This window comes from Achromobacter sp. (assembly GCF_032102605.1).
Lineage (GTDB): Bacteria > Pseudomonadota > Gammaproteobacteria > Burkholderiales > Burkholderiaceae_B > Achromobacter.
In genome coordinates, this window is sequence record NZ_DAMDGT010000007.1 from 262,390 (window position 1) to 286,463 (window position 24,074).

Genomic DNA, 24,074 nt, shown 5'->3' on the forward strand with positions numbered 1-24,074 from the left:
GAAAAGCGGCGTTCTGTGCTGCATAAAGTGGAGGAATGATGGACAGACTGCGCGCGATGGAGCTCTTTCTGTCGATCTCGAAAACCGAGAGCTTCTCGGAAACCGCCCGCCAGTTCGGCATATCGGCCACCTCGGTGTCGCGCATGATCACCGACTTCGAAACCGAGCTCAACGTCAAGCTACTGCTGCGTTCGACGCGGCAGGTCGTGCTGACCGAAGCCGGCCAGGAATACGCCCGGCAGCTCGAGACCATCCTCTGGAACATCAACGAGGCGCATCGCAACATCACCGAGATCCGCGCCGCGCCAAAGGGCATCCTGCGCGTGCACTCGCGCATGATGTTCGGCCTGGGCGTGCTGCCGCAACTGGTCGCCGCCTTCCGCGAGGCCTATCCAGAAATTCACATTGAATTGGTGTTGTCCGAAGCCAAGACCGACCTGCGTCGCAACAACTTCGACATCGATTTCCGCATCTCGCCGCCTGTCGAGGCGGGCCTGAAGCGCCGCATCCTGTTCAAGAGCGAACGCTACCTGGTGGCGTCGCCCGCCTATCTGGCCAGGCGCGACCTGCCCGCGCTACCCGCGGACGTCGCGCAGCATGACTGCCTGGCGTACCTGCTGCCCGGCGACCAGTATTGCTGGCGGTTCAAACGCGAAGACACCATCGATGAAGTGCTGATCAAGCCGCGGCATGTCACGAACAACGGCGTGGCGTTGCTGGAACTGGCGCGTCTGGGCGAAGGCATCGCACTGCTGGACGACTACACCGTCCACCACGACATCGAACGGGGCACGCTGGTTCGGCTGTGTCCGGAATATCGCGTCACCAACACGACGTTCGAGGAAGGCATGTACGCCACCATCCTGGATACGGCCATGATCCCCGTGAAGATCCGCCTGTTCCTGGATTTCGTGGCGTCGCACGTGTCGGGCGCCGAACTGCGCTTTGCGGCCTACGGCAAGCCCGCGGCCGCCGGCGCGGACTGACTCAAGGCCGGATCGCGCAGCGAGCTCTTGGCGCGGCGGTGTAACCCGCGCCGCGCACTCGCAGCAGCGCGCCGTCCAGGGGGCCATCCGCCGACAGGCGACCGCTGTCCCTGATCGACGTCACGTACAGGTCTGTCAGACCGTCTCCCCCAAAGCACAGCGATGCGGGATGCGCCACCGGCAGGTCGATACGCAAGTCCAGCCTGCCGTCCGCATCGAACCTGGCCACCGCGCCGGCATGCACCAGCGCCGTCCACAAGCCGCCTTCCTCGTCAAAGCAGCAGCCGTCCGGCGCGGACCCCAGCGTATCGGTGTCGACAAAGACTTCGCGGTCTGACAGAAGGCCGTCCGCGTCCATGCGATAGCGGTAGATTTTCCGTTGCGAGCTGTCGCATACGTAGAAGCCCGTCCCGTCGGGATGCAGGCCCGGCCCGTTGACCACGCCCAGGCCTTGGGCAATACGGGTCAGGCGGCCGGCGGTGTCCAGCCGGTACAGGCCGCCCAGCGGCGGCTCTCCGGCTTCGCGGAAGATGTGCATGGTCCCGGCCACGAAGCTGCCGTCGGGCAGCGGCGCGCCGTCGTTGAGCCGCAGATTGGGATGGCTGTCGCCGATGCCCGCCAGCGTGCGCAGGCTGCCGTCGGACAAGCGATATAGGGCGAACGATTCCTTCAAGGCCACCACCAGCTCGTCGTCGCCGTTGAAGGCGAAGGACCCCAGCGGCGCGGGCAACTGCCAGCTTTGCGTGCTGCCCGACGCCGGCTCCACGGCCAGGATCAGCCCCTTGCGGCAGTCAGCCATCCATAAAAGCCCGCGCCTGGCGTCCCATGCCGGGCATTCGCCCAGGGCCGCGCGGACGGTACCGATACGCTCGATCTGCATCTGCCGCCTGTCTCCGGATCATGTTTTTCAGACCATTCTGCCCATGATGGTAGCGGGCGACGCCGGTGGGGAATATGCCGCATTCCTGCAGAACACAACCACCGTTTTTGGCGTAGATCGCCCCTATACCGCATCCATAAAATCAAAAAAAAGTCCGACGCCCAGGGCGCGGAAACAGGATACGACCGGTCATTCAGACCCGAGGAGACTTACGATGCAGCATGCCCGCGGCGCCCGGCGCCTCTCTGTCCATTTCCAGTCGAACGAGGTGCGGGCATGAGCGATACCCCCGTCAAGTTCGAAGTCAGCGAGGGCGTCGCCCTGGTGACGCTGAACAACGCACCCGTCAACGCGCTGAACCGCGATATGCGCCGCCGCATCGTGGCGATCTTCGACGAAATATCCGAGCGCGAGGACATCCGCTGCGCCGTGCTGACCGGCAATGGCAAGGTCTTCTGCGCGGGCGCAGACCTCAAGGACCGCCCCAACGCCGACGTCGCCGGCGACTTCCTGGAACACAACCGCATCACCCGCGAAACCGGCAACGCCATCAAGGAATGCGCCAAGCCCGTCATCGCCGCCGTCAACGGCGCGGCGCTGGGCGCCGGGCTGGGTCTGATGGCCGCCTGCGACATCATGTACGCGTCGGACAACGCCACCTTCGGCATGCCCGAGATCAACGTGGGGCTGGCCGGCGGCGCGTCGATGCTGCGCACCCTGTTCGGGCGGTCGACGCTGCGCCGCATGTTCTACACCGGCCAGCGCCTCAGCGCGCACGACCTGCTTCGCCGCAACGTGCTGGAAGACGTGTTGCCGCCCGACCAGCTTCTGCCCACCGCGCTGGCGCTGGCCCACGAGATCGCCTCGAAGGCGCCGCTCGCCGTGCTGTACGCCAAGCGCGCCGCCAACATGGTGGACCTCATGCCCCAGCGCGACGCCTACCGCTTCGAGCAGGACTTCACCATGGCGCTGGCCAAGACCGAAGACGCGCGCGAAGCCCGCATGGCCTTCCTGGAAAAGCGCCAGCCGCAGTTCAAGGGGCGCTGAGCATGGCGCAGCAAAACCAACGCCCCGGCGCGGGCCTGGCGGGCTTTTTCGAGGCCCGGGGCATCGCCGTGGTCGGCGCCTCTGACGAAATCACCAAGATCGGCGGACGGCCCGTGCACATGCTGATCAAGCATGGCTATCGGGGCGCCGTCTATCCCATCAACCCGAAGGGCGGAACCATCCAGGGGCTGCCTGCGTACGTGTCAGTGAAGGACACGCCCACCGCGCCCGAGCTGGCCATCCTGGCCGTGCCGGCCGCGGCCACGCCCGCCGCGCTGCGCGATTGCGCTGAACGCGGCGTGCAGGCGGCCATCGTGCTGTCAGCCGGCTTTGCCGAGGCAGGCGCGGAAGGCGCCGCGCTGCAGGCCGAACTGCTGGACATCGCCCGCGCCCACGGCATGCGCATCCTGGGGCCCAACTGCCTGGGCACGGTCAACGTGGCCGAACGCCTGATCGGATCGTTCTCCATCGCGCTTGAAGAACACATGCCGCCAGCCGGCCAGGTGGGCATCGTGTCCCAGTCGGGCAACGTGGGCAGCCACACCATGCAGAGCGTCGCCCGGCGCGGCATGGGCGTCAGCCGCTTCATCGCCACCGGCAACGAGGCGGACGTGGATGCCGCCGACGGCATCGCCGCCCTGGCGCAGGATCCGGACACGCGCATCATCCTGTGCTGCATGGAAACCTGCCGCGACGCGGGCAAGCTCATTGAAGCCCTGCGCATGGCGCGCGAACAGGGCAAGCCCGTCATCATCCTCAAGATCGGTTCCACCGAGAAAGGCCAGGCGGCGGCGGCTTCGCACACCGGCGCCCTGACGGGCTCGGATGCGGTGATCGACGCCGTCTTCCGCCGCCACGGCGTGCTGCGCGTGCGCTCGGTCGAAGCGCTCATCGACATCGGCCACGCGGCTTCGCTGTTGATGCCCGACCGGCTGCCCGCCAACGACGCGGTGACCCTGGTGGCGGCGTCCGGCGGCTTCGGCATCATGATGGCCGACGCCATGAGCGAGGCCGGACTCGCCCTGCCCGCGCTGGCGCCTGACACGCAGCGGCGCATTCGCGAAGCCGTTCCCACGGCCAGCACCGGCAATCCTGTCGACGCGTCGGCGCAGATGTCCAGCCGTCCCGACATTTTGCTCAAGATGCTCAGCGCCCTGCTCGACGATCCGTCGGGCGGTTCGCTGGCGCTCTTCATGTCGCTGTCGCTCTACAACACGCGGCTGCGCGGCATCTACCTGGAAGCCCTGGCCCAGGTGCGCGCCAGTCATCCCGACCGCTTGCTGATGGTGATCAGCCAGGGTCCCGCCGACGCGGTGGAGCAAATCAACGCGCTGGGCATTCCGGTGTTTTCCAGCATCGACGCGGCCGCCACGGGCCTGGCGGGCCTGGTCAGGTTGGGCCGCTTGCGGTCCGCGTCGGTTGCCGCCGCCTGCCTGCCCGCCTCCGAGCCCGTGGATCCGGCCGTGTTTCGTAATGAGTTCCACGCCAAGCAGGCGCTGGGCAGGGCGGGCATCGACGTGCCTCGCGAGATCATCGCCCGCAACGCCGACGACGCCATCCGTGCGGCCGACGCCATCGGCTATCCAGTGGTGCTGAAGATTGCGTCGGAAGACGTCGCGCACAAGACGGAAGCCGGCGGGGTGATGCTCAACCTGGCCGATGCCGACTCGGTGCGCCAGGCGCACGACACGATCCTGGGCAACGTGGCGCGGCATGCGCCCGGCGCGCGGATCGATGGCGTGCTGGTGGCGCCGATGGTGCGCGGCGGCACGGAGATGATCGCCGGGATCTCGCAGGATCCGGTTTTCGGTCCGATCGTCATGGTCGGCATGGGCGGTATCTATGCCGAAGTGCTGAAAGACGTGGCCGTCCAGGCCGCGCCCGTCACTGAAGACGAAGCCGCCGCGATGATCCGCTCGTTGAAGATGTTCCCGATCCTGGATGGCGCGCGCGGCCAGGCCAAGGCCGACATCGCCGCCGCCGCGCGCAGCGTGGCGCGCCTGTCGGAATTCGCGTTCCGGCATCGCAACGACGTTGCCGAAATCGACATGAACCCCATCCTGGTGCGGCCGCAGGGCCAAGGCGTCGTCGTGCTGGATGCGCTGATGATCCCGCGCGCAACGCCCGCCCATTAAGGACAACCATGCAATTTGATCGACAAGTGGCGGTGCCCGACCCCGCCACCGGACCCGAGGTCTACCGCCAGCATGCGCGCACGTGGCTGCGCGCCAACCTGCCGGATTTCATGCGTACCGACAGCCTGGAATGGCGCGCCGCATCGCTGGCGGAAAGCAGCGCCTGGGAAGCGGCCATGTACCAGGCCGGCCTGGCCGGCATGACCTGGCCCAAGGCCTATGGCGGACACGGCCTGACGCTGCGCGAGCACCTGGCCGTGAACAAGGAGATCGGCGCGCTGCCGATGCCCGAGAGCGTAAGCTCGATTGGCAAGGAACTGGCCGGCCCCATCATCATGGCCGTGGGCACCGAAGCGCAGAAGCAGGACTTCCTGCCCGCGATCCTGGCGATGCGCCAGTACTGGTGCCAGGGCTTCTCCGAGCCCGATGCAGGTTCGGACCTGGCCCGGCTGCGCACCAAAGCCGTCCAGGAAGGTGACAACTGGCGCATCAACGGCCAGAAGATCTGGACCAGCGGCGCGGCGAAGGCCCATTACTGTCTGCTGCTGACGCGCACCGGCACCGTCGCCGACAAGCATCGCGGCCTGCTGATGTTCGCGGTGCCCATGGACACCCCGGGGATCCGCGTCGTTCCCATCAAATCGATCGACGGCAAGGAGTCCTTCGCCGAGGTGTTCTTCGACGACGTGGTGGTGCCTGACAGCGCGCGGCTGGGCGCCCCCGACGAAGGGTGGAACGCCGCCATCCGCGTGTTGTCCATCGAACGCGCCACCAACCGCATGTACCGCCCGTGGCGCTTCGCGTGCGAATTGCGCCAGCTCATCGCGGCCTGCAAGTCCGACGCCACGCTGGCGCCGGCGCTGGATGACGGCTACGTGCAGCGCCGCGTCGGCGATCTGGTCTGCGAGATCGACGGCCTGAAAGGCCTGGTCGAACTCACGGTGGAACGCATGATGCGCGGCGAGACGATCGGCGCGCGCGGCTCGCTCACCAAGCTCTATTGGTCGGAATGCCATCAGGCCTTTGCCGGCCTGGCGCTGTCGCTGCTGTCGCAGGTCGGCCCGCAGTCCAGCCCGCTGGCGCGCCGCGCCCAGAAGACCTTTACCAACGCCTATCTTTTCTCGCGCGCGGAGACGATCTACGCCGGCACCACCGAAGTGCAGCTCGACGTCATCGCGCAGCGCGTCATGAATCTTCCCAAGGACCTGGCATGAGCAACGAAGAACTGCGCCCCGAGGAATTCGCGCAGGCTGCCGAGGCGGCCATCACCGACGCCCTGACCCGCCAGGATCCGCGCGCCATGGCCGAAGTGCTGGCGCAGGCGGGATTGTGCGGCGTCATGGCGGCCGAGGACGACGGCGGATTGGGGCTGGACCTGGCCTTTGCGCTGCCCATCGCGCAGGCAGCCGGACGCCTGCGCCTGCCCTTGCCGCTGCCCGAGCAGATCCTGCTGGCCAGCGCGCTGGCCGGCACCCCACAGGCGGCGGCCCTGGCAGCCGGCGAACGCCTGGCCGGCATTGCGTGGCAAGGCAGCCTGCAATCCGGCCATGCCCGTCTGGACAACGGCCCTGCGGACTGGGTCCTGGTGGCCGACGGCGACGGCGCCGCGCTGGTCGACGCCAGTGCGCAGCCCCGGGACGAGCAAGGCGCGCTGGACCCCGAGCAGCCGCAAACCTGGATCGCGCTGGAAGGCGCGACCGTGCTTGCCCGCCTGGACGGCCAGGCCTGGCGCGCGCTGCAACGCCAGGCGCACCTGCTGCTGGCCGAATACGCCAACGGCGCCGCCGAAGGCGCGTTGCAGGCCGCGGCGGACTACATGGCGACGCGCGTGCAGTTCGGCCGTCCGCTGTCGGCCAAGCAGGCCGTACGCCACTTGCTGGCGCGCATGCGGCTGCTGCAGGACGTCTCCAGCGCCGCGATCCGGCGGGCCACGCGCACCGACGAATATGGCGCGTCGCGCGACACGCAGCCGGCGCTGGCCGGCGCCCTGTCCAACGCCGCCTTTGTCATCGAGAAGGCCATCCACCTGCACGGCGGCATGGGCTTCACCTGGGAACTGCCCCTGCACCGCGCGCTGCGCGCGGTGCGCAAGCTCGACACCGCCTTCGCCGGGCTGTCCCGCGACGCGGGCCGGGCCTTCATTCAACGGGTATAGGAAAAAACCATGCGACAAGATCTTGCAGGGCGCGTGGCGCTCGTCACCGGCGCGGGCGCCGGCATCGGCCGGGCCACCGCACGCCTGCTGGCCGCGCGCGGCGCGACGGTAGGCATCAATGACCTGAAGCAGGAACTCGTGGACGACGCGGTGTCCGCCATCGTCGCCGACGGCGGCAAGGCCTTCCCGGTGGTGCAGAATGTCGCCACGCGCGAAGGCATCGGCCAGGCCGTGCGCCTGGCGGCGGAACAGGGCTCGCGCCTGGACATCCTGGTCAACAACGCTGCGTGGGTACGGTATCAAAGCGTGCTCGAGATCCAGCCCGACACGCTGGAACGCATGCTGGACATCGGGTTCAAGGCCGTCATCTGGGGCATCCAGGCGGCCGCGGAAGTCATGGACCCGGATCGCGGCGGCGCCATCGTCAACGTGGCCTCCACCGCCGCGCTGAAGTCCGCCCCCAACTCGATGGTGTATTCGGGCATCAAGTCCGGCGTCCTGGGCGTCACCCGCGCAGCGGCCGCCGAACTGGGCGCGCGCCATATCCGGGTGAACGCCGTGTGCCCGTCGGCCGTGCCGACGGAAGGCACGCAGCGCAACCGCAACGCCGAGCGCGACGCGCGCCGCATCGCCAGCACGCCGATGGGACGCCTGGGAACGGTGGATGACGTCGCCGACGCCATCGCCTTCCTGGCCAGCGACGACGCCCGCTTCATCACGGCGCAGGCGCTGGTGGTGGACGGCGGCATCACCTTCACCACGCTTTGATGGATACCGTCCTGCTCACCGGCGCGGCCAGCGGCATCGGCCGGGCCACGGCGCGGCGGCTTGCGAGCCAGGGCCACCGCTGCATTTTGGTGGACCGCAATGAACAGGCCCTGCAAGCGCTGCGAACGGAGCTGCCGGTGTCCGCCGGCCAGGATCACCGGGTGTGCGTGGCGGACCTGACCGACGTCGACCAGATCGCCGCGCTGCCGGACGGCATGCCGAAACTGGACGCCCTGATCAACAACGCGGGGATGACCGACAGCAGCAATCGCGCGACCGTGGATTTGGACCCAGACGACTGGCAGCGCCTGCTGGACCTGAACCTGCGCGCCCCCGCCCGGATGGTCGACGCGCTGCGCGCCCGACTTGTTCGCGGGGCGCGCGTCGTCAACGTGGCCTCCGGCGCGGGCCTGCGCGCCATCCCCTGGCGCGGCGGTTACAGCCCCAGCAAGGCCGGCCTGATCGCGCAGAGCCGCGCCTTGGCACAGGCCGATGCGGAACTCTGCGTCATCGTGCTGTGCCCGGGCTATGTGCGGACGGAACTTGTGGCGGGCTTGATCGCATCCGGCCGGCTGGACCCTGCCCGCGCCGTCGCCAAGATTCCGCTGGGCCGGCTGGCCGACCCCGAAGAACTCGCGTGCGCCCTGGCGTTCATGGCGAGCGGCGACGCGGTCCCCATGGCTGGCTCCCTGCTGTGCGTGGACGGGGGCTCGTCGGTGTACGGCGGCAGCCAGACCTACGCGCCCGCCGACGGCGATACGCGCGCGCCGAGCGATACGCCGCTGTCCCTGACGGTGCGCGGCGAGTGGCCGGCGCCGGACGACGATGGCACGAGCGGCGACCAACATGGCGGCTATCACGCCGTACTGGACGCCACCGCGCTGTCCAGCCCTCCCGGACAGCGGCTGGCGGCCGTCCTGGAAGCCGCCCGCCGTTTCGACATCGACGGCCCCGGCAGCCTGACCGTGTTGCTGCCGGGCGGCGAAAACCTGGCCTGGGAACACGCCGGCGATCATGCCGCCGCGCGAATGCTGGTGGCCTCGCTGGCCTGCGAATGGGGGCCGGCCGCGCGCCGCATCAACGCCGTGGAGGTCGCGCCGGGCATGACGCCCGACGCGCTGGCGCCGCTGCTGCGTTTCGCCGCGGGCGCCCAGGCGCAATACTTGACGGGACAGGTTCTATGCCGCCGGTGAACGACCTGGACGCCATCAAGGCGCGCTTCATCGAGGCGCGCGGTTACTGGCGCCCCTGGACCGAGGCCGTGCTACGGGGAAATCCGGCGTTTCTTGCGCACTACGCCGAGTACGCGGGCTATCCGGCCGCGACGGGCCCGCTCACGCCGCGCATGGTCGAACTGATCTATGTGGCGCTGGATGCGTCAGCCACGCATCTTTACGAAGCGGGTCTCGCCACGCATATGCGCCTGGCGCGCCAGGCCGGCGCCAGCGACGCCGACATCTTCGACGTGCTGCACCTGGTGACGATGCAGGGCCTGAGCGCGGTCCTGCAGGCCGCCGACCTGCTGCACGAGGCCGCGCCGCAACCGGCCCCGGACCCGCACGACCCCTTGCGCGCCCGCATCGCCGCGCTATGGCCGGAACAGGCGTCCAGCCTGCTGCGACTTGTGTCGCAGGACCCCGGCTACGTGGCCGTTCTGCTGGATTTTCTGGAAGGCGGCGCTCTGGTCGGCGGCCTGGCCAGCACCGAACGCCTGCTGGTGCGGATCGCCTTGCACGCCTGCTTCACGCACGGCGACATGGCCACCACCCGCGTTCTGATTGCGCAGGGACTCGAACATGGCCTGGTCCGCCAGGAGATCCTTCAGGCCATCCAGTTGGGCGCGCACCTGGCGGTCCACGGCGCGGCGCTGGGCGCGACGGTCCACGCGGGCGCGGCCGCCGCCCGCTAAGTCGCGCTGGTCGCGACACCTTCAGGCAGCCAGCCGCTCCAACACCGACCAGCCGGCTCGCGCCTCGATGGCCTCTCCGGCTTCCAGGCACAGGTCCTCGCGGAACCGCCCCGCCACCAGTTGGACGCCGACGGGGACACCTTCCGCCAGGCCCACCGGCACCGACAGCCCCGGCAGCCCCAGGATCGCAGTCGAGATCAGCGGGCTCTGGGCGCGCAGCATCGCCGCCATCACGTCCTTGCCCTGCTGGTCCTGATCGATCCGGAACGGAAGATCGAAAGACACCGGCATCAGCAGCACCGGATAGCGCTCAAAGAAACGGCCCCATTCGCGCAGAATCGTCGTGCGCATCGCCATCGCCTGGATGAAGCCTTCCTTGTCCAGTCGCGTCGTGTGCGCCAGCATGCTTTGGTAGGCGTTCTGGATCGCGCGGTCCCCTGCGCGTTCGATCTCGCGCTGCATGGAACCGGCGGCCTCGTTCATCAGCACGTCCAGCCACAGGCGCGCGGCAGCGTCGAAGCACGGCGGCTCCGCGGTCTCGACGATGTAGCCCGCGTCCTGCAGCCAGGAAGCCGCCCGCCGCAGGGCCTCGCCGACCGCGGGATGCGCCCGGAATTCCGATGTGCCGGTGAACAGCGCGACGCGCCGGCTGTCGCCCGTCTGCCGCAGGTCCAGCGGCGCCGGCGCCCACCAGGGATCGCGCGCGTCGCCAGCGGACATCGCCGCCAGGCCCAGCCGCAGATCGGCAACGGTCCGAGCCAGCGGGCCCTGCGTGGCGGCCATCTGCGAAGCCACCGGACGTTCCGTCGCCTGCGTGGCGTTGTAGCCGGGCACGCGGCCCTGCGAGGGCCGCAGGCCGGCCACGCCGCAGGCGTAAGCCGGATACCGGATCGATCCGCCCTGGTCACTGCCATGCGCCAGCGGCCCGATGCCAAGCGCCGCCGCCACCGCCGCGCCGCCGCTGGATCCGCCGGGCGTGCGCGCGGCGTCGAACGGATTGACGGTGCGGCCATGCAGGTCGTTGTCGCTGAACCAGCGCCACGAGAACGCCGGCACGTTCGACCGTCCGATGACAATCGCGCCCGCCTTGATCCAGTTGTCGACGGCGGGATTGTTCTCGCGCGCGACGAGGTCCCGATAGGCGACCACGCCGTTGGTCGTGGCGGTGCCCGCCAGATCGGCGTTGGCCTTGATCGTGACGGGCACGCCGTGCAGGGCGCCGAGCGCATGCTTGCCCTGAACCGCCGCATCGGCCACATCCGCCGCGCGCAACGCCTGGTCGGCGTAGATCTCGGTCAGCGGATTGAAAACCGGATTCAGCGATTCAGCCCGATCCAGGCAGCTTTGCACCGCTTCGCGGCTCGATACGTCCCGGTTGCGGATGGCCTTGGCCAGATCCTGCGCGCTCCAGCGCCAGAGTTCGTTCGTCATGGTGTCTCCGTATTGTTCCGCGGCCTTGTCAGTCGGCCGATGCGCCCGACTTTTTCACCATCTCGCCCCAGCGCGGAATCTCGGTGGCGATGAGGTTGGCGAACTGTTCCGGCGTGGACGGCATCGCCTCGACAGACAGGGTTTCATTCAACTTCAGCACGGCGGGATCCTTCAAAGCCTTCGCGATGGCGGCGTTCAGCTTGTCGATGATCGGCTTGGGCGCCCCCGCCGGCACCATGATGCCGCCCCACGAGACCACTTCGAATCCCTTCAGGCCCGATTCGTCCAGCGTCGGCACGTCCGGCAGGACCGGGACGCGCTTCAGGCTGGTGGCGCCCAGCACCTTGACCTGGCCCGACCGGATAAAGGGCAGGACGCCGGCCACGTTGTCGATCATCACGTCCAGCTGCCCGCCCGCGATGTCCGCCACGGCCTGCTGGCCGCTCTTGTACGGGACGTGCAACATGGTGGTTCCGGTTTCGCTCTTGAGCATTTCCCCGGCCAGGTGCGCGCTGGACCCGACGCCCAGCGACCCGACGCTGACCTTGCCCGGATTCTTCTTCGCATACGCGATCAGCTCCTGCACGTTGCTTGCCGGCAGGTCGTTACGCGCGATCAAGACCAGCGCATTGCCAATGGCCAGGCTGACCGGCGCAAGGCTGCGCTGCGGGTCGTAGGGCAGCTTGGCGTGCATGCTCTTGTTGATCGCCAGAGTCACCAGATTCCCGAATCCGATCGTGTAGCCGTCCGGCGCCGACGAGGCCAGCGCCTGCGTGCCGACGATGCCGCCGGCCCCGCCCCGGTTGTCCACGATGACGGGCTGCCCCAGTTCACGCCCCAAGGCATCGGCAATGGGGCGCAGCACGACGTCGGGCCCCGAGCCCGCGACGTAGGGGACGATCATCTTGATGGGTCTTTCCGGCCATTCGGCCTGGGCTGCCGTGGCGCCTGTCGCGGCGGCGAAGACCATCAATAGCGACAGGGCGCGGCGAATACGGTTGGGGAAGTGCATGGTTTTCTCCTTGAGGGCTTCGCGGACCAGACTGCGGATCGCGCCCGGTTCCTTTTCGCCGTCAAGATTAGGGATCGTCCGCGCTGCTTGGAAGGCTATATTTTTGTTAAGGTGACCACCCCGGGTTGTCAGGCCCCGAGCCGTCATGAAAGACCACCATCTACGCGCATGGCTGAAAGTGGCTGAACTACGCAGCATCCGCGCGGCGGCGCGCAGCCTGCACCTGAGCCAGGCCGCGGTCACCAAGGCCATCAAGGAACTCGAAACCGAACTCGACGCCCCGCTGCTTACGCGCAGCCCACAAGGCATCGCCGTGACCGAATGCGGCGAACATCTGACCGTGCGGGCGCGACTGGCGCAGGCGCAGCTGGCCCTGGCGCGGCAGGACATCCGCCAGCTGCTCAGCGGCGCCCAGGCAAAAGTCGCGGTGGGCGTCACGCCGATGGTCATGCTGAGCGTGCTGCCCGATGTCCTGCGCGATTTCCGGGACAGCATGCCCGCAGCCAAGGTGAAGGTCTCGGAAGGCCTGCTGGCGGCGGTGCAGCCCGCGCTGCGCAACGGCACGCTGGATTTCGCGTTGGCTTCGCGCATGAAAGACGGCGGCAGCAGCCACGAATTCGAATTCGAAGAACTGCGCCCGCTCGAATTCATGATCGCCTGCCGCCGCGGCCATCCGCTAGCGCGCGCCCGGCGCTGGGACGACATCCACGGCTGCGAGTGGCTGCTCAACGTATCCGGCGGCAGCCACACCGAGGCTTTCCTGCAGGGTCTGCGGGCCCACGGCCTGCCAGAGCCCGCCCGCGTCATCGAGTGCGACACCTTCGGCGTGATGTGGACGCTGATGACCCGCAGCGACGCGCTGATCATCTGCCCGTCGGGCATGCTCGATGTAAAGCCCTACGGAGACGAAGCGCGACGCATCCGCGCCGACGTTCCCATGCCCGTCGCCAGCATCGGCATCATGAAGCTCCAGGGCACGCCGCTGTCGCTGGCGGCGGCGACCATGGCGGACATTTTCCGGCAGCATGTGACGCGCGCAGCGCTGGGCGGATAAGCGCCCGGAGCCTTACGGGGCCTTGAAGACGCTGCCTGCGCCGCCCACGCGAAAGGATGCCGGCATGGACGGCAAGGCTCGCCATTGCCAGGCCAGCGTGATCAGCGCTACAGGCACCAGGCACAGGAACGCGCCGCGCCAGCCGATGACGCCGCCCAGGTGCGCCCCCAACGGCGCGGCCACCACTGCGGCCAGCGGATTGCCGCCGTTCAGGATCGCAAGTGCGCGCGGAACCTGAGCGGGGGCCACCAGACGAATGGCCGTGGCCGCCGACATCGACCAGAAGCCGCCGATCACGACACCGATCATCGCCCGCCCACCATATACGTGAAGTAGCTGCCTGCCATCGCGACCACGGCGAACGAGCCCGAGATGGCGATGCCCTGCCCCGCCACCCCTTCGGTCACATGCAGGTCGGCGGCCATCGGGTCAACAGGCTGACCGGCAGGAATTCCGACACCACCAAGGCAAACGCGCATATGGTCATGGCGAAGACGCCACTCCAGGACGCCCGCTGCGCGTTGGGGGTCAGTCGAGTCGTCCTGGGACGCGTCGAGGGGATTTTTAATGGATTCAATGGCAGTGCTTGTCATCTTCGTTTCAGAATCGTTTGGCGACGCAATAGGAGCTGCCGCGCAGCATTCGATGTTGAAGGATCTTCGCTCATCTGATTAGGGGGGTGTAATCTTTATTAACCTGTGAAAAAGATTCAGCAGTGGCATACCCCAAAGGGGACCCGCCTGGCGTCTGATGGTGGTAGGATCGCCTGCATATTCGCGCGGCATCCGGCGCCTGCAACGCCTCATGACCTGACTGGACTTCCCTGCGTCAACACCCGGCACCGGCCGTCCGGTTCCATCTACGCATGGGAATTCGAAAAGTCCGGACAGGCGTTCACCGTCAAGGTCGAAGGCCAGCTTGTCTTCAACAGCACCATGCACGTGCTCAATGCAGCCCTGGATGGCATCGGCCTGGCCTACGTGCCGGAACAGCTTGTCGCACCCTATCTGGCGGATGGACGCCTGCAGGAAGTCCTGGCGGACTGGTGCCCCACGTTCCAGGGCTTTCACCTGTACTACGCCAACAGGCGACAGACGTCTCCCGCTTTTTAGGCCTTTGTCGAAGCGTTGAAAATATCGCTGAGGTATCACCCTACCGGACCGCATGGCGCATCGCCGCCTGAACAGCCGGCCGGTCGCAGCGCATCAATTCATGAATTTGGAGTTTCTGCCTTGTTCCGCAGATTTGAAAGCCAGCTCAACCCCTTCCCGTCGGAGAACGTGCCTCCGCCGCCCAAGGGCTTCTTCGCGTTCCTCTGGTTCTGCACGCACGGATCGCGCCGCTACATCGCCGCGCTGGCTGTCCTGAGCGCGGCAGTTTCCATCTACGAGGCGTGGCTGTTCGCCTTCCTGGGCCAGATCGTCGACATGCTCTCGGCCTGGCACGCGGGCGAGCCGGCCTCGGCGCAGGAGCGCCGCGTGCTGTGGACCATCGCCATCGTCCTGTGCGCCAGCGTCGGCGTCGTGGCGCTGCGCACCATGGTCCAGCATCAGATACTGGCCATCAACCTGCCGCTGCGGCTGCGCTGGGACTTCCACCGCATGATGCTGCGGCAGAGCCTGTCATTCTTCTCCGACGAATTCGCGGGCCGTGTCACCACCAAGGTCATGCAGACGGCGCTGGCCGTGCGAGAAGTGCTGCTCACCATCTGCGAAATCGTGCTCGGCATCGCGGTGTACTTCGTCACCATCGTCGCGTTGGCCGGCGGCTTCGACTGGCGTCTGATGCTGCCCTTCATCGGCTGGATGGGGCTCTACATCCTGGCCATGCTTTACTTCGTGCCCCGCCTGGGCAAGGTCGGCAAGGAACAGGCCCACGCCCGATCGTCCATGACCGGGCGCGTCACCGACGCATACACCAACATCACCACGGTCAAGCTGTTCTCGCACACCAACCGCGAGGCCCGCTTTGCACGGGCCGCCATGGAAGATTTCAAGGAAACCGGCTACCGGCAGATGCGCCTGGTCAGCCAGTTCGAGATCGTCAACCAGGCGCTGGTGTCGGCGCTGATCCTGGCAGCGGGCGGCTACTCGCTGTGGCTCTGGCACGGCAGCGAAATCGGCGCGGGCGCGGTCGCGGCCGTCACCGCCATGGCCTTGCGCGTGAGCGGCATGTCGCACTGGATCATGTGGGAGATGACCTCGCTGTTCGAAAACATCGGCACCGTGCAGGACGGCATCGCCACCCTGACCCACGCCCCCAAGGTCCAGGACGCGCCGAACGCCTCGACGTTGGAAGTCACCCGGGGCGAAGTCCGGTTCGACAACGTCTTCTTCAACTACAACAACGAACGCCAGGTGCTCGACGGTCTGAGCCTCACCGTGCGTCCGGGTGAAAAGATCGGCCTTGTCGGCCGCTCCGGCGCCGGCAAGTCCACGCTCATCAACCTGCTGCTGCGTTTCTACGATGTCGACCGCGGACACATCCGCATCGACGGGCAGGACATTTCGCAAGTCACGCAAGACAGCCTGCGCAGCGCTATCGGCATGGTGACCCAGGACACGTCCCTGCTGCACCGCTCGATCTGCGACAACATCTCGTACGGCCGCCCCGACGCCGATCCGGCCGAAGTCCGCGCCGCCGCGATGCGCGCCCAGGCCGACGAATTCATCCAGCAACTCAGCGACTCCCACGGCAACACCGGCTACGACACGCTCGTCGGCGAACGCGGCGTCAAGCTCTCCGGCGGCCAGCGCCAGCGCATCGCCATCGCCCGCGTGATGCTCAAGAACGCGCCCATCCTGCTGCTGGACGAAGCCACCAGCGCGCTCGACTCCGAGGTCGAGGCCGCCATCCAGGAAAGCCTGGACGAAGTCATGCAAGGCAAGACCGTCATCGCCATCGCCCACCGGCTGTCGACCATCGCCGCGATGGACCGGCTGATCGTGATGGATCAGGGTTGCATCATCGAGCAGGGCAGCCACTCGGAACTGCTGGCGCTGAACGGCGTGTATGCACGGCTATGGCGGCATCAGAGCGGCGGGTTCCTGGCTGAAGAAGAACTGACCCACTAGGTTCGGATGCTTGCCTACGTGTGCGGCCTGGTGGCCGCCGCCGCCCTGTCGGCCAGCCTGTATGTCAGCCTGAAGAAGCCGTTCCGGTTCAAGGACAACGGCTCGGGGCCGGATTTCCGGCCGTCGGCGGCCGTGGCGGGCGGATTGATGACGATAGCGGTGGCGGGGCTGGTGCTGGTGCTGGCGATCACGTTGTAGTCGTCGCCGTACACCGCTGGACTGTCGCGAAAGCGATCAACAAAGATTGCTCAAAAGCCGCCGTCCCCAATCCGGCATCTTCGATGAAGACGACTTACCGATCTATGATGGCGACTAGATCCCGCCGCATGTCGAAGGGGGCCTTCCATCCGGTAAGGGACAATATGTTGTGCGCAAAGCTACGGGTCAGCGGATTGTTCCGATCACGCTTGCACAAATCTAGCCCCGCCGAAGGAGTTGACTCAAACCCGGGAGTCCCGTGAGCCAGTGCCATGTATTCGAATGCAGCCCTCGTGGATGGATTGAAGTCTGCTTCGCTAGAGTGCATGTGTTGGTTTCGTCCCGCGAGGATCACGGCCCCCAGAGGCAGTCCTCGGACGACGCGGCCGGCCCAGAATTGAGACTTTTTGGGATGAACGAATTGGCGGGCCTGTGAGTCCAACGTGCGGTTCGAACCATACTGCTCAATAGCAGCGCTCGCGATCTGCAAGATCGAACCGGCGAGCGTAGCTTGGGAAAACGTCTCCGCAGCGAAGTTTTTAAACGCCTCCCTTTGACGCGCAATAGCGCTTTCATTGGCCGCACACCAGGCTTGAACTTGGCGATCCAGATCGGCATCATCTCGATAAGATGTGACATGTGGCTCAACTGCCGCGCTCTCCAAGATATCTCGATATTGCTGCAATCCATCGAATAGGATTTGAGCAGCGGAATTTGTGCGATCTAAGTAGTCGCTCAGCGTTTGCATGGAACCTCCAAAAAGTTGGCCTCGCTCGAAATCGGCCGCTCAAGATTGCCGCACGGGGCGCCGGAGCGGGCAATTTCGCCTGCTACTCAACCTGCCGTCGACTCACGCTCGACAATCCGAAACCCCACGTCGACGATGCGTTCTTCGGGCGCCTCGCCCCGACAGCTCGCCATCAGAATACGCGCCGCCTGGGCACCGATGGCGGCGCCGTCGATGTGCACGGTCGTCAACGACGGCGCAAGATGCGCCGAGAAATCGGCGCCGCCGAATCCACACACCGCCAGGTCCTGCGGCACGCGCAGGCCGCGCACCCGGGCCTCGGTCAGCACGCCTTCGGCAAGGGCGTCGGCGCTGCAGAACACCGCGCGCAGGCCCGGCGCCTTGTCCAGCAGCTCGGCCGCGGCGCGCCGGCCCGACCCCACGTTACTGGGCGCCGGGACCACGGCGGTGGGCACATCGCGTCCCAACGTCGACACAAAGCCCTCGCGGCGCACAGCTGCGCGCTGGTCATCGCCGGTGGCCAGGCCCACGTTGCGCCACCCCTTGGACAAGAAGAACTGGGCGACCGCGCTGCCCACTTTGCGATGCGAGAAGCCCACCAGCATGTCCAGGGGATGCTCGCTCAGGTCCCACGTCTCGACGACCGGAATGCCGATGTCCCGCAGGCGCCGCGCGGCCGGCGTGTCGTTGAGCAGCCCCGCGACCACGATGCCATCCACGCGCCGTCCCGCCATCGCGTTGAGCAAGGCTTCTTCCCGGCCGCGGTCGTAGCCCGTCTGGCCCAGGATGAGTTGGTAGCCTTCCTGGTCCAGGGTGGTGGTCAGCGCTTCGATGGTCGGCAGGAATTGAGGCACGGAGATGATGGGCACCAGCGCCGCCACTGTGCGGCTGCGGCGCGACTTGAGCCCCCCCGCCAGCAAATTGGGGATGTAACCCGTTTCCGCGACCGCCTGCTGCACCCGCGCGATCGTGGCTTCTGACACCCGGCCAGGATTTCCCAGCGCGCGCGACGCCGTGATGAGCGACACGCCGGCGGCGCGGGCAACGTCGTGCAGGGTGATGGATTTGGTTTTCATGCGATGTTCGATGCGGGTTTGTACGGAGGAAAAGCTGGCTTGCCGCGAATTTTGGACAACGTTATCATGAACTCGCCGCAGCACCGATCGCGCCGTGCCATCACCGTCGAAACGCGTTCAGGTGCCTTTTATTGGCCCTGAAATGACAACGTTGTCCATATCCATCAATGGGCAACCGAAACACCCTGGAGACTCTCATGACCGCTGCTTCCCCCGCCGACCGCATTGCCTGGCTGCGCATCTCATCGTGCTATCTGCCGCTGGCCACGCCCATCAGCGACGCGAAGGTATTGACCGGCCGGCAGAAGCCGATGACCGAGGTCGCCATGCTGTTCGTCGAAGTGCAGACCGAGAACGGCGACGAAGGCATCGGCCTGAGCTATTCCAAGCGCGCCGGGGGTCCGGGCCAGTTCGCCCACGCCAGCGAAATCGCGCCGGTCCTGATCGGAGAAGACCCGAGCGACATCGGCCGCCTCTGGACCAAGCTCTGCTGGGCCGGCGCCTCGGTGGGCCGCAGCGGCCTGTCGACGCAGGCCATCGCCGCCTTCGACGTGGCGCTCTACGACCTGAAGGCCCGCCGTGCCAAGCTGCCGCTCGCCAAGCTGCTGGGCGCCTATCGCGACTCGGTCGCCTGCTACAACACCTCGGGCGGCTTTCTGCACACGCCGCTCGAACAGTTGATGGTCAACGCCAGCGCCTCGCGCGAACGCGGCATCGGCGGCATCAAGCTGAAGGTGGGCCAGCCCGACCGCCAGCTGGACATCCGCCGTGTCGAAGCCGTGCGCAAGCACCTGGGCGATGACGTGCCGCTGATGGTCGACGCCAACCAGCAATGGGACCGCCCCACCGCGCAACGCATGTGCCGCATCTTCGAGCAATACAACCTGGTGTGGATCGAAGAGCCGCTGGACGCGTACGACCACGAGGGCCATGCCGCGCTTGCCGCCCAGTTCGACACCCCCATCGCCACCGGCGAGATGCTTACCAGCGCGGCCGAACACAGCGAGCTGATCCGCCATCGCGCCGCCGACTACGTGCAACCCGACGCCCCGCGCGTGGGCGGGATCACGCCATTCCTGAAGATCCTTTCGCAAGCCGAACAGGCGGGCGCGATGCTGGCGCCGCATTTCGCGATGGAGCTGCACGTGCATCTGGCCGCCGCCTACCCGACCGAGCCCTGGGTCGAGCACTTCGACTGGCTGGAACCGCTCTTCAACGAGCGCCTTGAAATCCGCGACGGCCGCATGCTGGTGCCGCAGCGCCCCGGCCTGGGCATCTCGCTCAGCGATCAGGCGCGCGCCTGGACCCGTGACAAGGTCGAGATGGGCAAGCGGGTCTGATTCATTTTCCCCCGGGGCCGCGCGCGTCGCGGCCCGACTCATGCAACACCAACGGCGCGCAGACGCCATCCAAGAGGAGACTCGCATGAAGAAATGGTTCACCACGCTCGCGCTCGGCCTGGCTGTCGCGACCACCGCGCAAGCGCAGACCTGGCCCGCAAAGCCCGTCTCGATGCTGGTGCCCTTCCCGCCCGGCGGTTCGACCGACCTGATCGCGCGCACCGTCAGCGCCAAACTGCAGGAGAAGTTCGGTTCGACCTTCGTCGTCGAAAACAAGCCCGGCGCGGGCGGCACCCTTGGCGCCGGCCAGGCCAAGCGGGCCGCGCCGGACGGCAACACCATCCTGGTGTCGTCGCTCGGCCCCTTCGTGATCGGGCCGCATCTGGTCAAGGATCCCGGCTACGACGCGCTCAAGGACTTCGAATACATCACGGTGGCGGTGCAGGCGCCCAACGTGCTGGTCGTCAACGCCAACTCGCAATTGCGCGACATGAAGGGCGTCCTCGCCTATCTGAAATCCAACCCGGGCCGCATGACCTTCGCGTCGGCCGGCAATGGAACGTCGGATCACCTGACCGCCGAACTGTTCTGGCAGGAAACCGGAACCCAGGCCACGCACGTGCCGTACAAGGGCGGCGCGCCAGCCATCGTCGACCTGCTCGGAGGCCAGGTCGACGCCAGCTTCAGCAACATCAACACGTGCCTCACGCACATTCAGTCGGGCAAGCTGCGCGCCATCGCCGTGACCAGCGCAAAGCGCTCGCCCCTGCTGCCCGACGTGCCCACCATGGAAGAACTGGGCCTCAAGGGCGTGACCGTCACCTCGTGGCAAGCCTTCGCCGGCCCCAAGGGTCTGCCGGCCGACATCCGCGACAAGCTGCGCGGGGGCATCGTCGAAGCGCTGAACGACCCCACGGTCAAGCCGCGCCTGCTTGAACTGGGCTTTGAGATCGTCGGCAACACGCCCGCCGAGTTCACCCAATTCCAGGCGGCTGAGTTCGTGCGGTGGAAGAAGGTGATCGAGGTAGGGAAGATCACGGCCAATTGAAGGCAAAGGCTAGGACGGAACGCGCGGAGCCGTGTTGGGGCTGTTGCTCCTGCGGCAGTTCCAATCGCGATGCGCCGCTCCGTCTTGGCATCGCGTTTGCCATGCCATGCTGCGCCGGATCCCGCTGGCCCAGACGGCAGATCAGGTGCGCTGGCGGGATGTCCCGATCGCCACGGTGAGGCGCGCTGCCCTGATGGGGCCAGCGCCCAGGCCGCCCCAAGAAAGTTTTAGTTGCACTTTATTAGGGACGCAATAAAAGACCAATCGGATAATTCAGGCGCTATTCGAAAAGGATCTTTATTTTGAAGTTGAAAGCTGTACTCCTGATCTCCGCCCTGAATGCGGTCGCGATCACCGCTGCCCAGGCAGCGCCTCAACGTTCCGTCGACGCCCGCAGCTTCGACGTCGCCGGCGTCAAGACCGGCATGGACTACGACGAAGCGGCCGCCGCCGCTGCAAAGAACTTCCACGTCGGCAAGAACGACATCAAGGCAGGCTACGCGACGAACAACCCCGTCACGAACACCAAGATGCCGATGAATTTCAGCTACGAAAAAGACGGCGTCAGGCTTGTCGTCCACTTCGAGCCTCGTCTGCCCGTTGATAAGCAGCATCCGCTGGTGGTTTCCCAGGTGCTGTATGAAATGCCCTGGACCCCGGCCAACAAGGACGCGATGGGGCAGGCAGTACTGGCGAAGTACGGCAAGCAGTCGAACTTTCCCAACAACCTGAACCTGGAATGGTGCGAAAAGCCCAGCACGAATCCCGGCATGGGCTGCTCGACGGACATGAAGCAGGCGGTGTTGAAGTACAGCGGCGTCAGCATCCAGCTGCACGATCCGGCCTGGATGCATGCGCGGATCGAGTACATGGATCGCTCGAACTCCCGCAAGCCCAGTTTCTGATCGGACGACATGTCTGAACGCGAGTGCGGGGAGACCACGAATCTCCCCGCATCCGCGAAGCATTGAAGCACCGGCCTGCCAAGCGCTTTGGCGGGCCTCCGGTCTCTCAACTACTCCTCTTTCCGCCCTTTCGCGCTGGCTTTGAACTCATCGGCCAATTGCATGAGCTCACGCTTGTAGTCGTCCAGCGACCCCGTGTAATTATCCAGATAGAGATCCCGGCGCGCCTTGTCCATCGCCTCGGATGTCACGGCCTGCCTGACGAACGCCGCCAGCTGCGTTTTCACCGCCTCGGGCGTATCCGCGCGCACCGCCACGCTATAGCTGCTGTGAAACACCATGTCCGGCACGCCGAGCTCCGCGAACGTCTTCACGCCGGGCAGATGGCTGGCGCTGCCGGGCCGGCCGGTATAGGCCAGCACCTTCACATGGGGATTGTCCTTGACGCTCTGCGTCGTTCCAATCGTGGTGAAGTAGCCGTCGATCTGGCTGCCAAGAATCGCCGTGAGGCCTTCTGCCCCGCCCTTGAACGGAATGGGACGGTATTGCGTATGCAGTCCGGACGCCAGCCGCGCCGCCAGCGTGGAATAGGTGCCCACACCGAGGTCCGCGATGCCGATATCCATCTCCCGATTCAAGCCCTTCAGGTCCTGAAGACTGTTCCAGCCCCGGTCGGCCGGCACGATGAAGGCATAGCTGCTCTGGCCTAGCGGAGCCAGAATTTCGAAGTCGGAAAATTCGTAGCCTGCGCCGGGCGTCGTGAACTTGGCGCTGTAGAAGCCTTCGGCATGGACCAGCAAGGTGTACCCGTCGGCTGGCCGGCTCTTGACGGCCGTGATGCCAATGGCCGACCCCGCGCCCGGCCGGTTTTCCACGACCACGGGTTGCCCCATGATCGTGCCAAGCTGTTGGGCAAACGCACGCGAGATCGCGTCGGTGGCGGCGCCCGGCGGATACGGCACGACAAGCCGGACGGGTTTCGATGGATAGCTCGTTTGCGCGGCAGCCCCGAAAGAAAAGAGCGCGCCAAGAACTGCGGCGCCAAGCAGCAAACGACGGCGAATCGCGAAAGGCATGGGTCGCCCTTAGTCAGTTGTCCGCCTGAAAGTGTATAGATCGCATGCCCGTCGATTCCCGCCATTTTCCGAAGAAGTCTTCTGCAAAAAGTGCAGCAGGAAGACATCCTCATCCACAGCGGCGGCGTCGGCGATTTCCTCGAAACGCGCAGTTCTGAACTGCGGGTTCAGCTATAGCCAATCTGTGTCGGCTACCTAGAATTTGAACATTCCAATAACTCAAAAATTCTGGAGACACTGATGACCCATCCCCTTTTCACACGACGAACCATCCTGCTCGGCGGACTGCTGATGGGTCTGGGCGTCAACGCCTTTGCAGCCCCGGACAACTGGCCGGACCGTCCCATCCGGCTGGTGGTCGCTGGATCGGCCGGCGCGGGCGGCGACATTTTCGCCCGCCTGATTGCCGCTCCCCTGGCCAAGGCGCTGAAGCAGCCGGTGGTTGTCGAAGCGAAGCCCGGCGCGAACGGCATGATCGCATGCGATACGGTGGCCAAGGCAGCCGCCGATGGCTACACATTGCTGTTCGCGCCGTCGTCCGCGATCCTTCTGAATCCCGTCGTATTGCCCTCGCTTCCCTACGATCCTGAAAAGGACCTGCTTCCCATCGCTCAGGTCGGGGCGGCCGGAATTCTGCTGGTCGCCAACCCCAGCACCGGCTTCAAGAACCTGGCGGACATGGTCGCCTACGCCAAGGCCAATCCCGGCAAGCTTGCCTACGGCTCGTGGGGCACCGGTTCATCCGGCAACCTCGCCATGGAAGGCATCAAGGCCCACTACGGCCTGGACATGCCGCACGTTCCCTACAAGCAATTGGTCACCGAAAGCACCGACCTGATCGCCAACAACATCAGCGTGGGCTTCATGGATATCGCCTCGCCCATCCCGCACATGCGCACCGGCAAGCTGGTCGCGCTGGGCCAGACGGGATCGCGGCGCTGGCCTGCGTCGATGGACGTGCCCACGCTGGGCGAGCAAGGCTACAAATTCGAGGCCGACGGCTGGTACGGCGTATTTGCCCCGGCCGGCACGCCACCCCAGATCATCGAAAAGCTCAATGCGGAGATCTATCGCGCACAGCACGATCCCGACGTTCGAGAAAAGATCGAAGGGCAGAACATGATCGTGCCGGCGAATATGTCAGCACAGGAGTTCGCATCATCCATCAAGCGCGACGCCGACATCTGGCAGGGCCTCGCGAAAGTCGCCGACCTGAAAAACAAGTAGGCCGC

General features: G+C 66.3%; 22 protein-coding genes and 1 pseudogene. 16 read left to right on the forward strand and 7 right to left on the reverse strand.

Going from position 1 to position 24,074, the window contains the following annotated elements; genetic code table 11:
- The first annotated feature begins 38 nt into the window (after positions 1 to 38).
- On the forward strand, positions 39 to 986 hold the full coding sequence (locus RT614_RS17760) for a LysR substrate-binding domain-containing protein (protein ID WP_313623522.1): 948 nt from the start codon (positions 39 to 41) through the stop codon (positions 984 to 986).
- 1 nt (position 987) lies between these two features.
- On the opposite strand, the gene RT614_RS17765 is transcribed toward RT614_RS17760, so the two are convergent.
- Complete coding sequence (locus RT614_RS17765; protein ID WP_313623449.1) at positions 988 to 1,866, reverse strand: SMP-30/gluconolactonase/LRE family protein; 879 nt, start codon at positions 1,864 to 1,866, stop codon at positions 988 to 990.
- A 276-nt stretch (positions 1,867 to 2,142) separates the two neighbouring features.
- On the opposite strand from RT614_RS17765, the gene RT614_RS17770 reads away from it, so the two are divergent.
- The 7 genes from RT614_RS17770 to RT614_RS17800 are packed head-to-tail and all read left to right on the forward strand — an operon-like array spanning position 2,143 to position 9,880.
- Complete coding sequence (locus RT614_RS17770) at positions 2,143 to 2,913, forward strand: enoyl-CoA hydratase/isomerase family protein (RefSeq protein ID WP_313623450.1); 771 nt, start codon at positions 2,143 to 2,145, stop codon at positions 2,911 to 2,913.
- A 2-nt stretch (positions 2,914 to 2,915) separates the two neighbouring features.
- On the forward strand, positions 2,916 to 5,048 hold the full coding sequence (locus tag RT614_RS17775; RefSeq protein ID WP_313623451.1) for an acetate--CoA ligase family protein: 2,133 nt from the start codon (positions 2,916 to 2,918) through the stop codon (positions 5,046 to 5,048).
- Between the two features lie 8 nt (positions 5,049 to 5,056).
- Entirely contained in the window at positions 5,057 to 6,262 is a 1,206-nt protein-coding gene (locus RT614_RS17780) for an acyl-CoA dehydrogenase family protein (protein WP_313623452.1), read from the forward strand.
- Positions 6,259 to 7,203, forward strand: a complete 945-nt coding sequence (locus RT614_RS17785) for an acyl-CoA dehydrogenase family protein (RefSeq protein ID WP_313623453.1) — start codon at positions 6,259 to 6,261, stop codon at positions 7,201 to 7,203. Before RT614_RS17780 ends, RT614_RS17785 begins: the two co-directional genes overlap by 4 nt.
- A 9-nt stretch (positions 7,204 to 7,212) precedes the next feature.
- Complete coding sequence (locus RT614_RS17790) at positions 7,213 to 7,971, forward strand: glucose 1-dehydrogenase (RefSeq protein WP_313623454.1); 759 nt, start codon at positions 7,213 to 7,215, stop codon at positions 7,969 to 7,971.
- Positions 7,971 to 9,164, forward strand: a complete 1,194-nt coding sequence (locus RT614_RS17795) for an SDR family NAD(P)-dependent oxidoreductase (RefSeq protein WP_313623455.1) — start codon at positions 7,971 to 7,973, stop codon at positions 9,162 to 9,164. Before RT614_RS17790 ends, RT614_RS17795 begins: the two co-directional genes overlap by 1 nt.
- Positions 9,152 to 9,880, forward strand: coding sequence for a carboxymuconolactone decarboxylase family protein (locus RT614_RS17800; protein ID WP_313623456.1), 729 nt, complete (start codon positions 9,152 to 9,154; stop codon positions 9,878 to 9,880). Before RT614_RS17795 ends, RT614_RS17800 begins: the two co-directional genes overlap by 13 nt.
- A gap of 21 nt (positions 9,881 to 9,901) precedes the next feature.
- Here the strand turns inward: RT614_RS17800 and RT614_RS17805 are convergent, their stop codons facing one another.
- Positions 9,902 to 11,311 carry an amidase family protein gene (locus RT614_RS17805; RefSeq protein ID WP_313623457.1) on the reverse strand — a complete coding sequence of 470 codons (1,410 nt, stop codon included), beginning with the start codon at positions 11,309 to 11,311 and terminating at the stop codon, positions 9,902 to 9,904.
- Between the two features lie 28 nt (positions 11,312 to 11,339).
- Positions 11,340 to 12,323, reverse strand: a complete 984-nt coding sequence (locus RT614_RS17810) for a tripartite tricarboxylate transporter substrate binding protein (RefSeq protein ID WP_313623458.1) — start codon at positions 12,321 to 12,323, stop codon at positions 11,340 to 11,342.
- A gap of 145 nt (positions 12,324 to 12,468) precedes the next feature.
- On the opposite strand from RT614_RS17810, the gene RT614_RS17815 reads away from it, so the two are divergent.
- Positions 12,469 to 13,377 (forward strand): LysR substrate-binding domain-containing protein, encoded by a 909-nt coding sequence (locus RT614_RS17815; RefSeq protein WP_313623459.1) that lies wholly within the window; start codon positions 12,469 to 12,471, stop codon positions 13,375 to 13,377.
- A gap of 21 nt (positions 13,378 to 13,398) precedes the next feature.
- On the opposite strand, the pseudogene RT614_RS17820 reads toward RT614_RS17815, so the two are convergent.
- Positions 13,399 to 13,864, reverse strand: a pseudogene (locus tag RT614_RS17820) (MFS transporter); the annotation flags it as partial.
- 211 nt (positions 13,865 to 14,075) lie between these two features.
- Between RT614_RS17820 and RT614_RS17825 the strand changes: the two are divergent.
- The 3 genes from RT614_RS17825 (at position 14,076) to RT614_RS17835 (ending at position 16,649) form a co-directional block, all read left to right on the forward strand.
- Positions 14,076 to 14,489 carry a LysR substrate-binding domain-containing protein gene (locus RT614_RS17825; RefSeq protein WP_313623460.1) on the forward strand — a complete coding sequence of 138 codons (414 nt, stop codon included), beginning with the start codon at positions 14,076 to 14,078 and terminating at the stop codon, positions 14,487 to 14,489.
- A gap of 120 nt (positions 14,490 to 14,609) precedes the next feature.
- Positions 14,610 to 16,451: an ABC transporter ATP-binding protein gene (locus tag RT614_RS17830; protein ID WP_313623461.1), complete on the forward strand. Its 1,842-nt coding sequence runs from the start codon at positions 14,610 to 14,612 to the stop codon at positions 16,449 to 16,451.
- 6 nt (positions 16,452 to 16,457) lie between these two features.
- Entirely contained in the window at positions 16,458 to 16,649 is a 192-nt protein-coding gene (locus tag RT614_RS17835) for a hypothetical protein (protein WP_313623462.1), read from the forward strand.
- A gap of 94 nt (positions 16,650 to 16,743) precedes the next feature.
- Here the strand turns inward: RT614_RS17835 and RT614_RS17840 are convergent, their stop codons facing one another.
- Positions 16,744 to 17,397, reverse strand: a complete 654-nt coding sequence (locus RT614_RS17840) for a hypothetical protein (RefSeq protein ID WP_313623463.1) — start codon at positions 17,395 to 17,397, stop codon at positions 16,744 to 16,746.
- A gap of 86 nt (positions 17,398 to 17,483) precedes the next feature.
- Positions 17,484 to 18,473: a LacI family DNA-binding transcriptional regulator gene (locus RT614_RS17845; RefSeq protein WP_313623464.1), complete on the reverse strand. Its 990-nt coding sequence runs from the start codon at positions 18,471 to 18,473 to the stop codon at positions 17,484 to 17,486.
- A gap of 197 nt (positions 18,474 to 18,670) precedes the next feature.
- On the opposite strand from RT614_RS17845, the gene RT614_RS17850 reads away from it, so the two are divergent.
- The 3 genes from RT614_RS17850 (at position 18,671) to RT614_RS17860 (ending at position 21,766) form a co-directional block, all read left to right on the forward strand.
- Positions 18,671 to 19,813 carry an L-talarate/galactarate dehydratase gene (locus RT614_RS17850; RefSeq protein ID WP_313623465.1) on the forward strand — a complete coding sequence of 381 codons (1,143 nt, stop codon included), beginning with the start codon at positions 18,671 to 18,673 and terminating at the stop codon, positions 19,811 to 19,813.
- Between the two features lie 85 nt (positions 19,814 to 19,898).
- Entirely contained in the window at positions 19,899 to 20,861 is a 963-nt protein-coding gene (locus RT614_RS17855) for a tripartite tricarboxylate transporter substrate binding protein (protein ID WP_313623466.1), read from the forward strand.
- Between the two features lie 302 nt (positions 20,862 to 21,163).
- Complete coding sequence (locus tag RT614_RS17860; RefSeq protein ID WP_313623467.1) at positions 21,164 to 21,766, forward strand: hypothetical protein; 603 nt, start codon at positions 21,164 to 21,166, stop codon at positions 21,764 to 21,766.
- Positions 21,767 to 21,876: 110 nt separating this feature from the next.
- Here the strand turns inward: RT614_RS17860 and RT614_RS17865 are convergent, their stop codons facing one another.
- Complete coding sequence (locus RT614_RS17865; RefSeq protein ID WP_313623468.1) at positions 21,877 to 22,842, reverse strand: tripartite tricarboxylate transporter substrate binding protein; 966 nt, start codon at positions 22,840 to 22,842, stop codon at positions 21,877 to 21,879.
- Between the two features lie 240 nt (positions 22,843 to 23,082).
- Here RT614_RS17865 and RT614_RS17870 point away from each other — a divergent pair, with 240 nt between their 5' ends.
- Positions 23,083 to 24,069 (forward strand): tripartite tricarboxylate transporter substrate binding protein, encoded by a 987-nt coding sequence (locus tag RT614_RS17870; RefSeq protein ID WP_313623469.1) that lies wholly within the window; start codon positions 23,083 to 23,085, stop codon positions 24,067 to 24,069.
- Positions 24,070 to 24,074 lie beyond the last annotated feature (5 nt).

Coding starts and splice junctions, on each gene's coding strand:
- RT614_RS17785 (WP_313623453.1), top strand. CDS start 6,259: ATGAGCAACGAAGAACTGCGCCCCGAGGAATTCGCGCAGGCTGCCGAG.
- RT614_RS17815 (WP_313623459.1), top strand. CDS start 12,469: ATGAAAGACCACCATCTACGCGCATGGCTGAAAGTGGCTGAACTACGC.
- RT614_RS17765 (WP_313623449.1), bottom strand. CDS start 1,866: ATGCAGATCGAGCGTATCGGTACCGTCCGCGCGGCCCTGGGCGAATGC.
- RT614_RS17790 (WP_313623454.1), top strand. CDS start 7,213: ATGCGACAAGATCTTGCAGGGCGCGTGGCGCTCGTCACCGGCGCGGGC.
- RT614_RS17865 (WP_313623468.1), bottom strand. CDS start 22,842: ATGCCTTTCGCGATTCGCCGTCGTTTGCTGCTTGGCGCCGCAGTTCTT.
- RT614_RS17760 (WP_313623522.1), top strand. CDS start 39: ATGGACAGACTGCGCGCGATGGAGCTCTTTCTGTCGATCTCGAAAACC.
- RT614_RS17775 (WP_313623451.1), top strand. CDS start 2,916: ATGGCGCAGCAAAACCAACGCCCCGGCGCGGGCCTGGCGGGCTTTTTC.
- RT614_RS17770 (WP_313623450.1), top strand. CDS start 2,143: ATGAGCGATACCCCCGTCAAGTTCGAAGTCAGCGAGGGCGTCGCCCTG.
- RT614_RS17810 (WP_313623458.1), bottom strand. CDS start 12,323: ATGCACTTCCCCAACCGTATTCGCCGCGCCCTGTCGCTATTGATGGTC.
- RT614_RS17795 (WP_313623455.1), top strand. CDS start 7,971: ATGGATACCGTCCTGCTCACCGGCGCGGCCAGCGGCATCGGCCGGGCC.
- RT614_RS17805 (WP_313623457.1), bottom strand. CDS start 11,311: ATGACGAACGAACTCTGGCGCTGGAGCGCGCAGGATCTGGCCAAGGCC.
- RT614_RS17800 (WP_313623456.1), top strand. CDS start 9,152: ATGCCGCCGGTGAACGACCTGGACGCCATCAAGGCGCGCTTCATCGAG.
- RT614_RS17835 (WP_313623462.1), top strand. CDS start 16,458: ATGCTTGCCTACGTGTGCGGCCTGGTGGCCGCCGCCGCCCTGTCGGCC.
- RT614_RS17840 (WP_313623463.1), bottom strand. CDS start 17,397: ATGCAAACGCTGAGCGACTACTTAGATCGCACAAATTCCGCTGCTCAA.
- RT614_RS17780 (WP_313623452.1), top strand. CDS start 5,057: ATGCAATTTGATCGACAAGTGGCGGTGCCCGACCCCGCCACCGGACCC.
- RT614_RS17845 (WP_313623464.1), bottom strand. CDS start 18,473: ATGAAAACCAAATCCATCACCCTGCACGACGTTGCCCGCGCCGCCGGC.
- RT614_RS17870 (WP_313623469.1), top strand. CDS start 23,083: ATGACCCATCCCCTTTTCACACGACGAACCATCCTGCTCGGCGGACTG.
- RT614_RS17855 (WP_313623466.1), top strand. CDS start 19,899: ATGAAGAAATGGTTCACCACGCTCGCGCTCGGCCTGGCTGTCGCGACC.
- RT614_RS17850 (WP_313623465.1), top strand. CDS start 18,671: ATGACCGCTGCTTCCCCCGCCGACCGCATTGCCTGGCTGCGCATCTCA.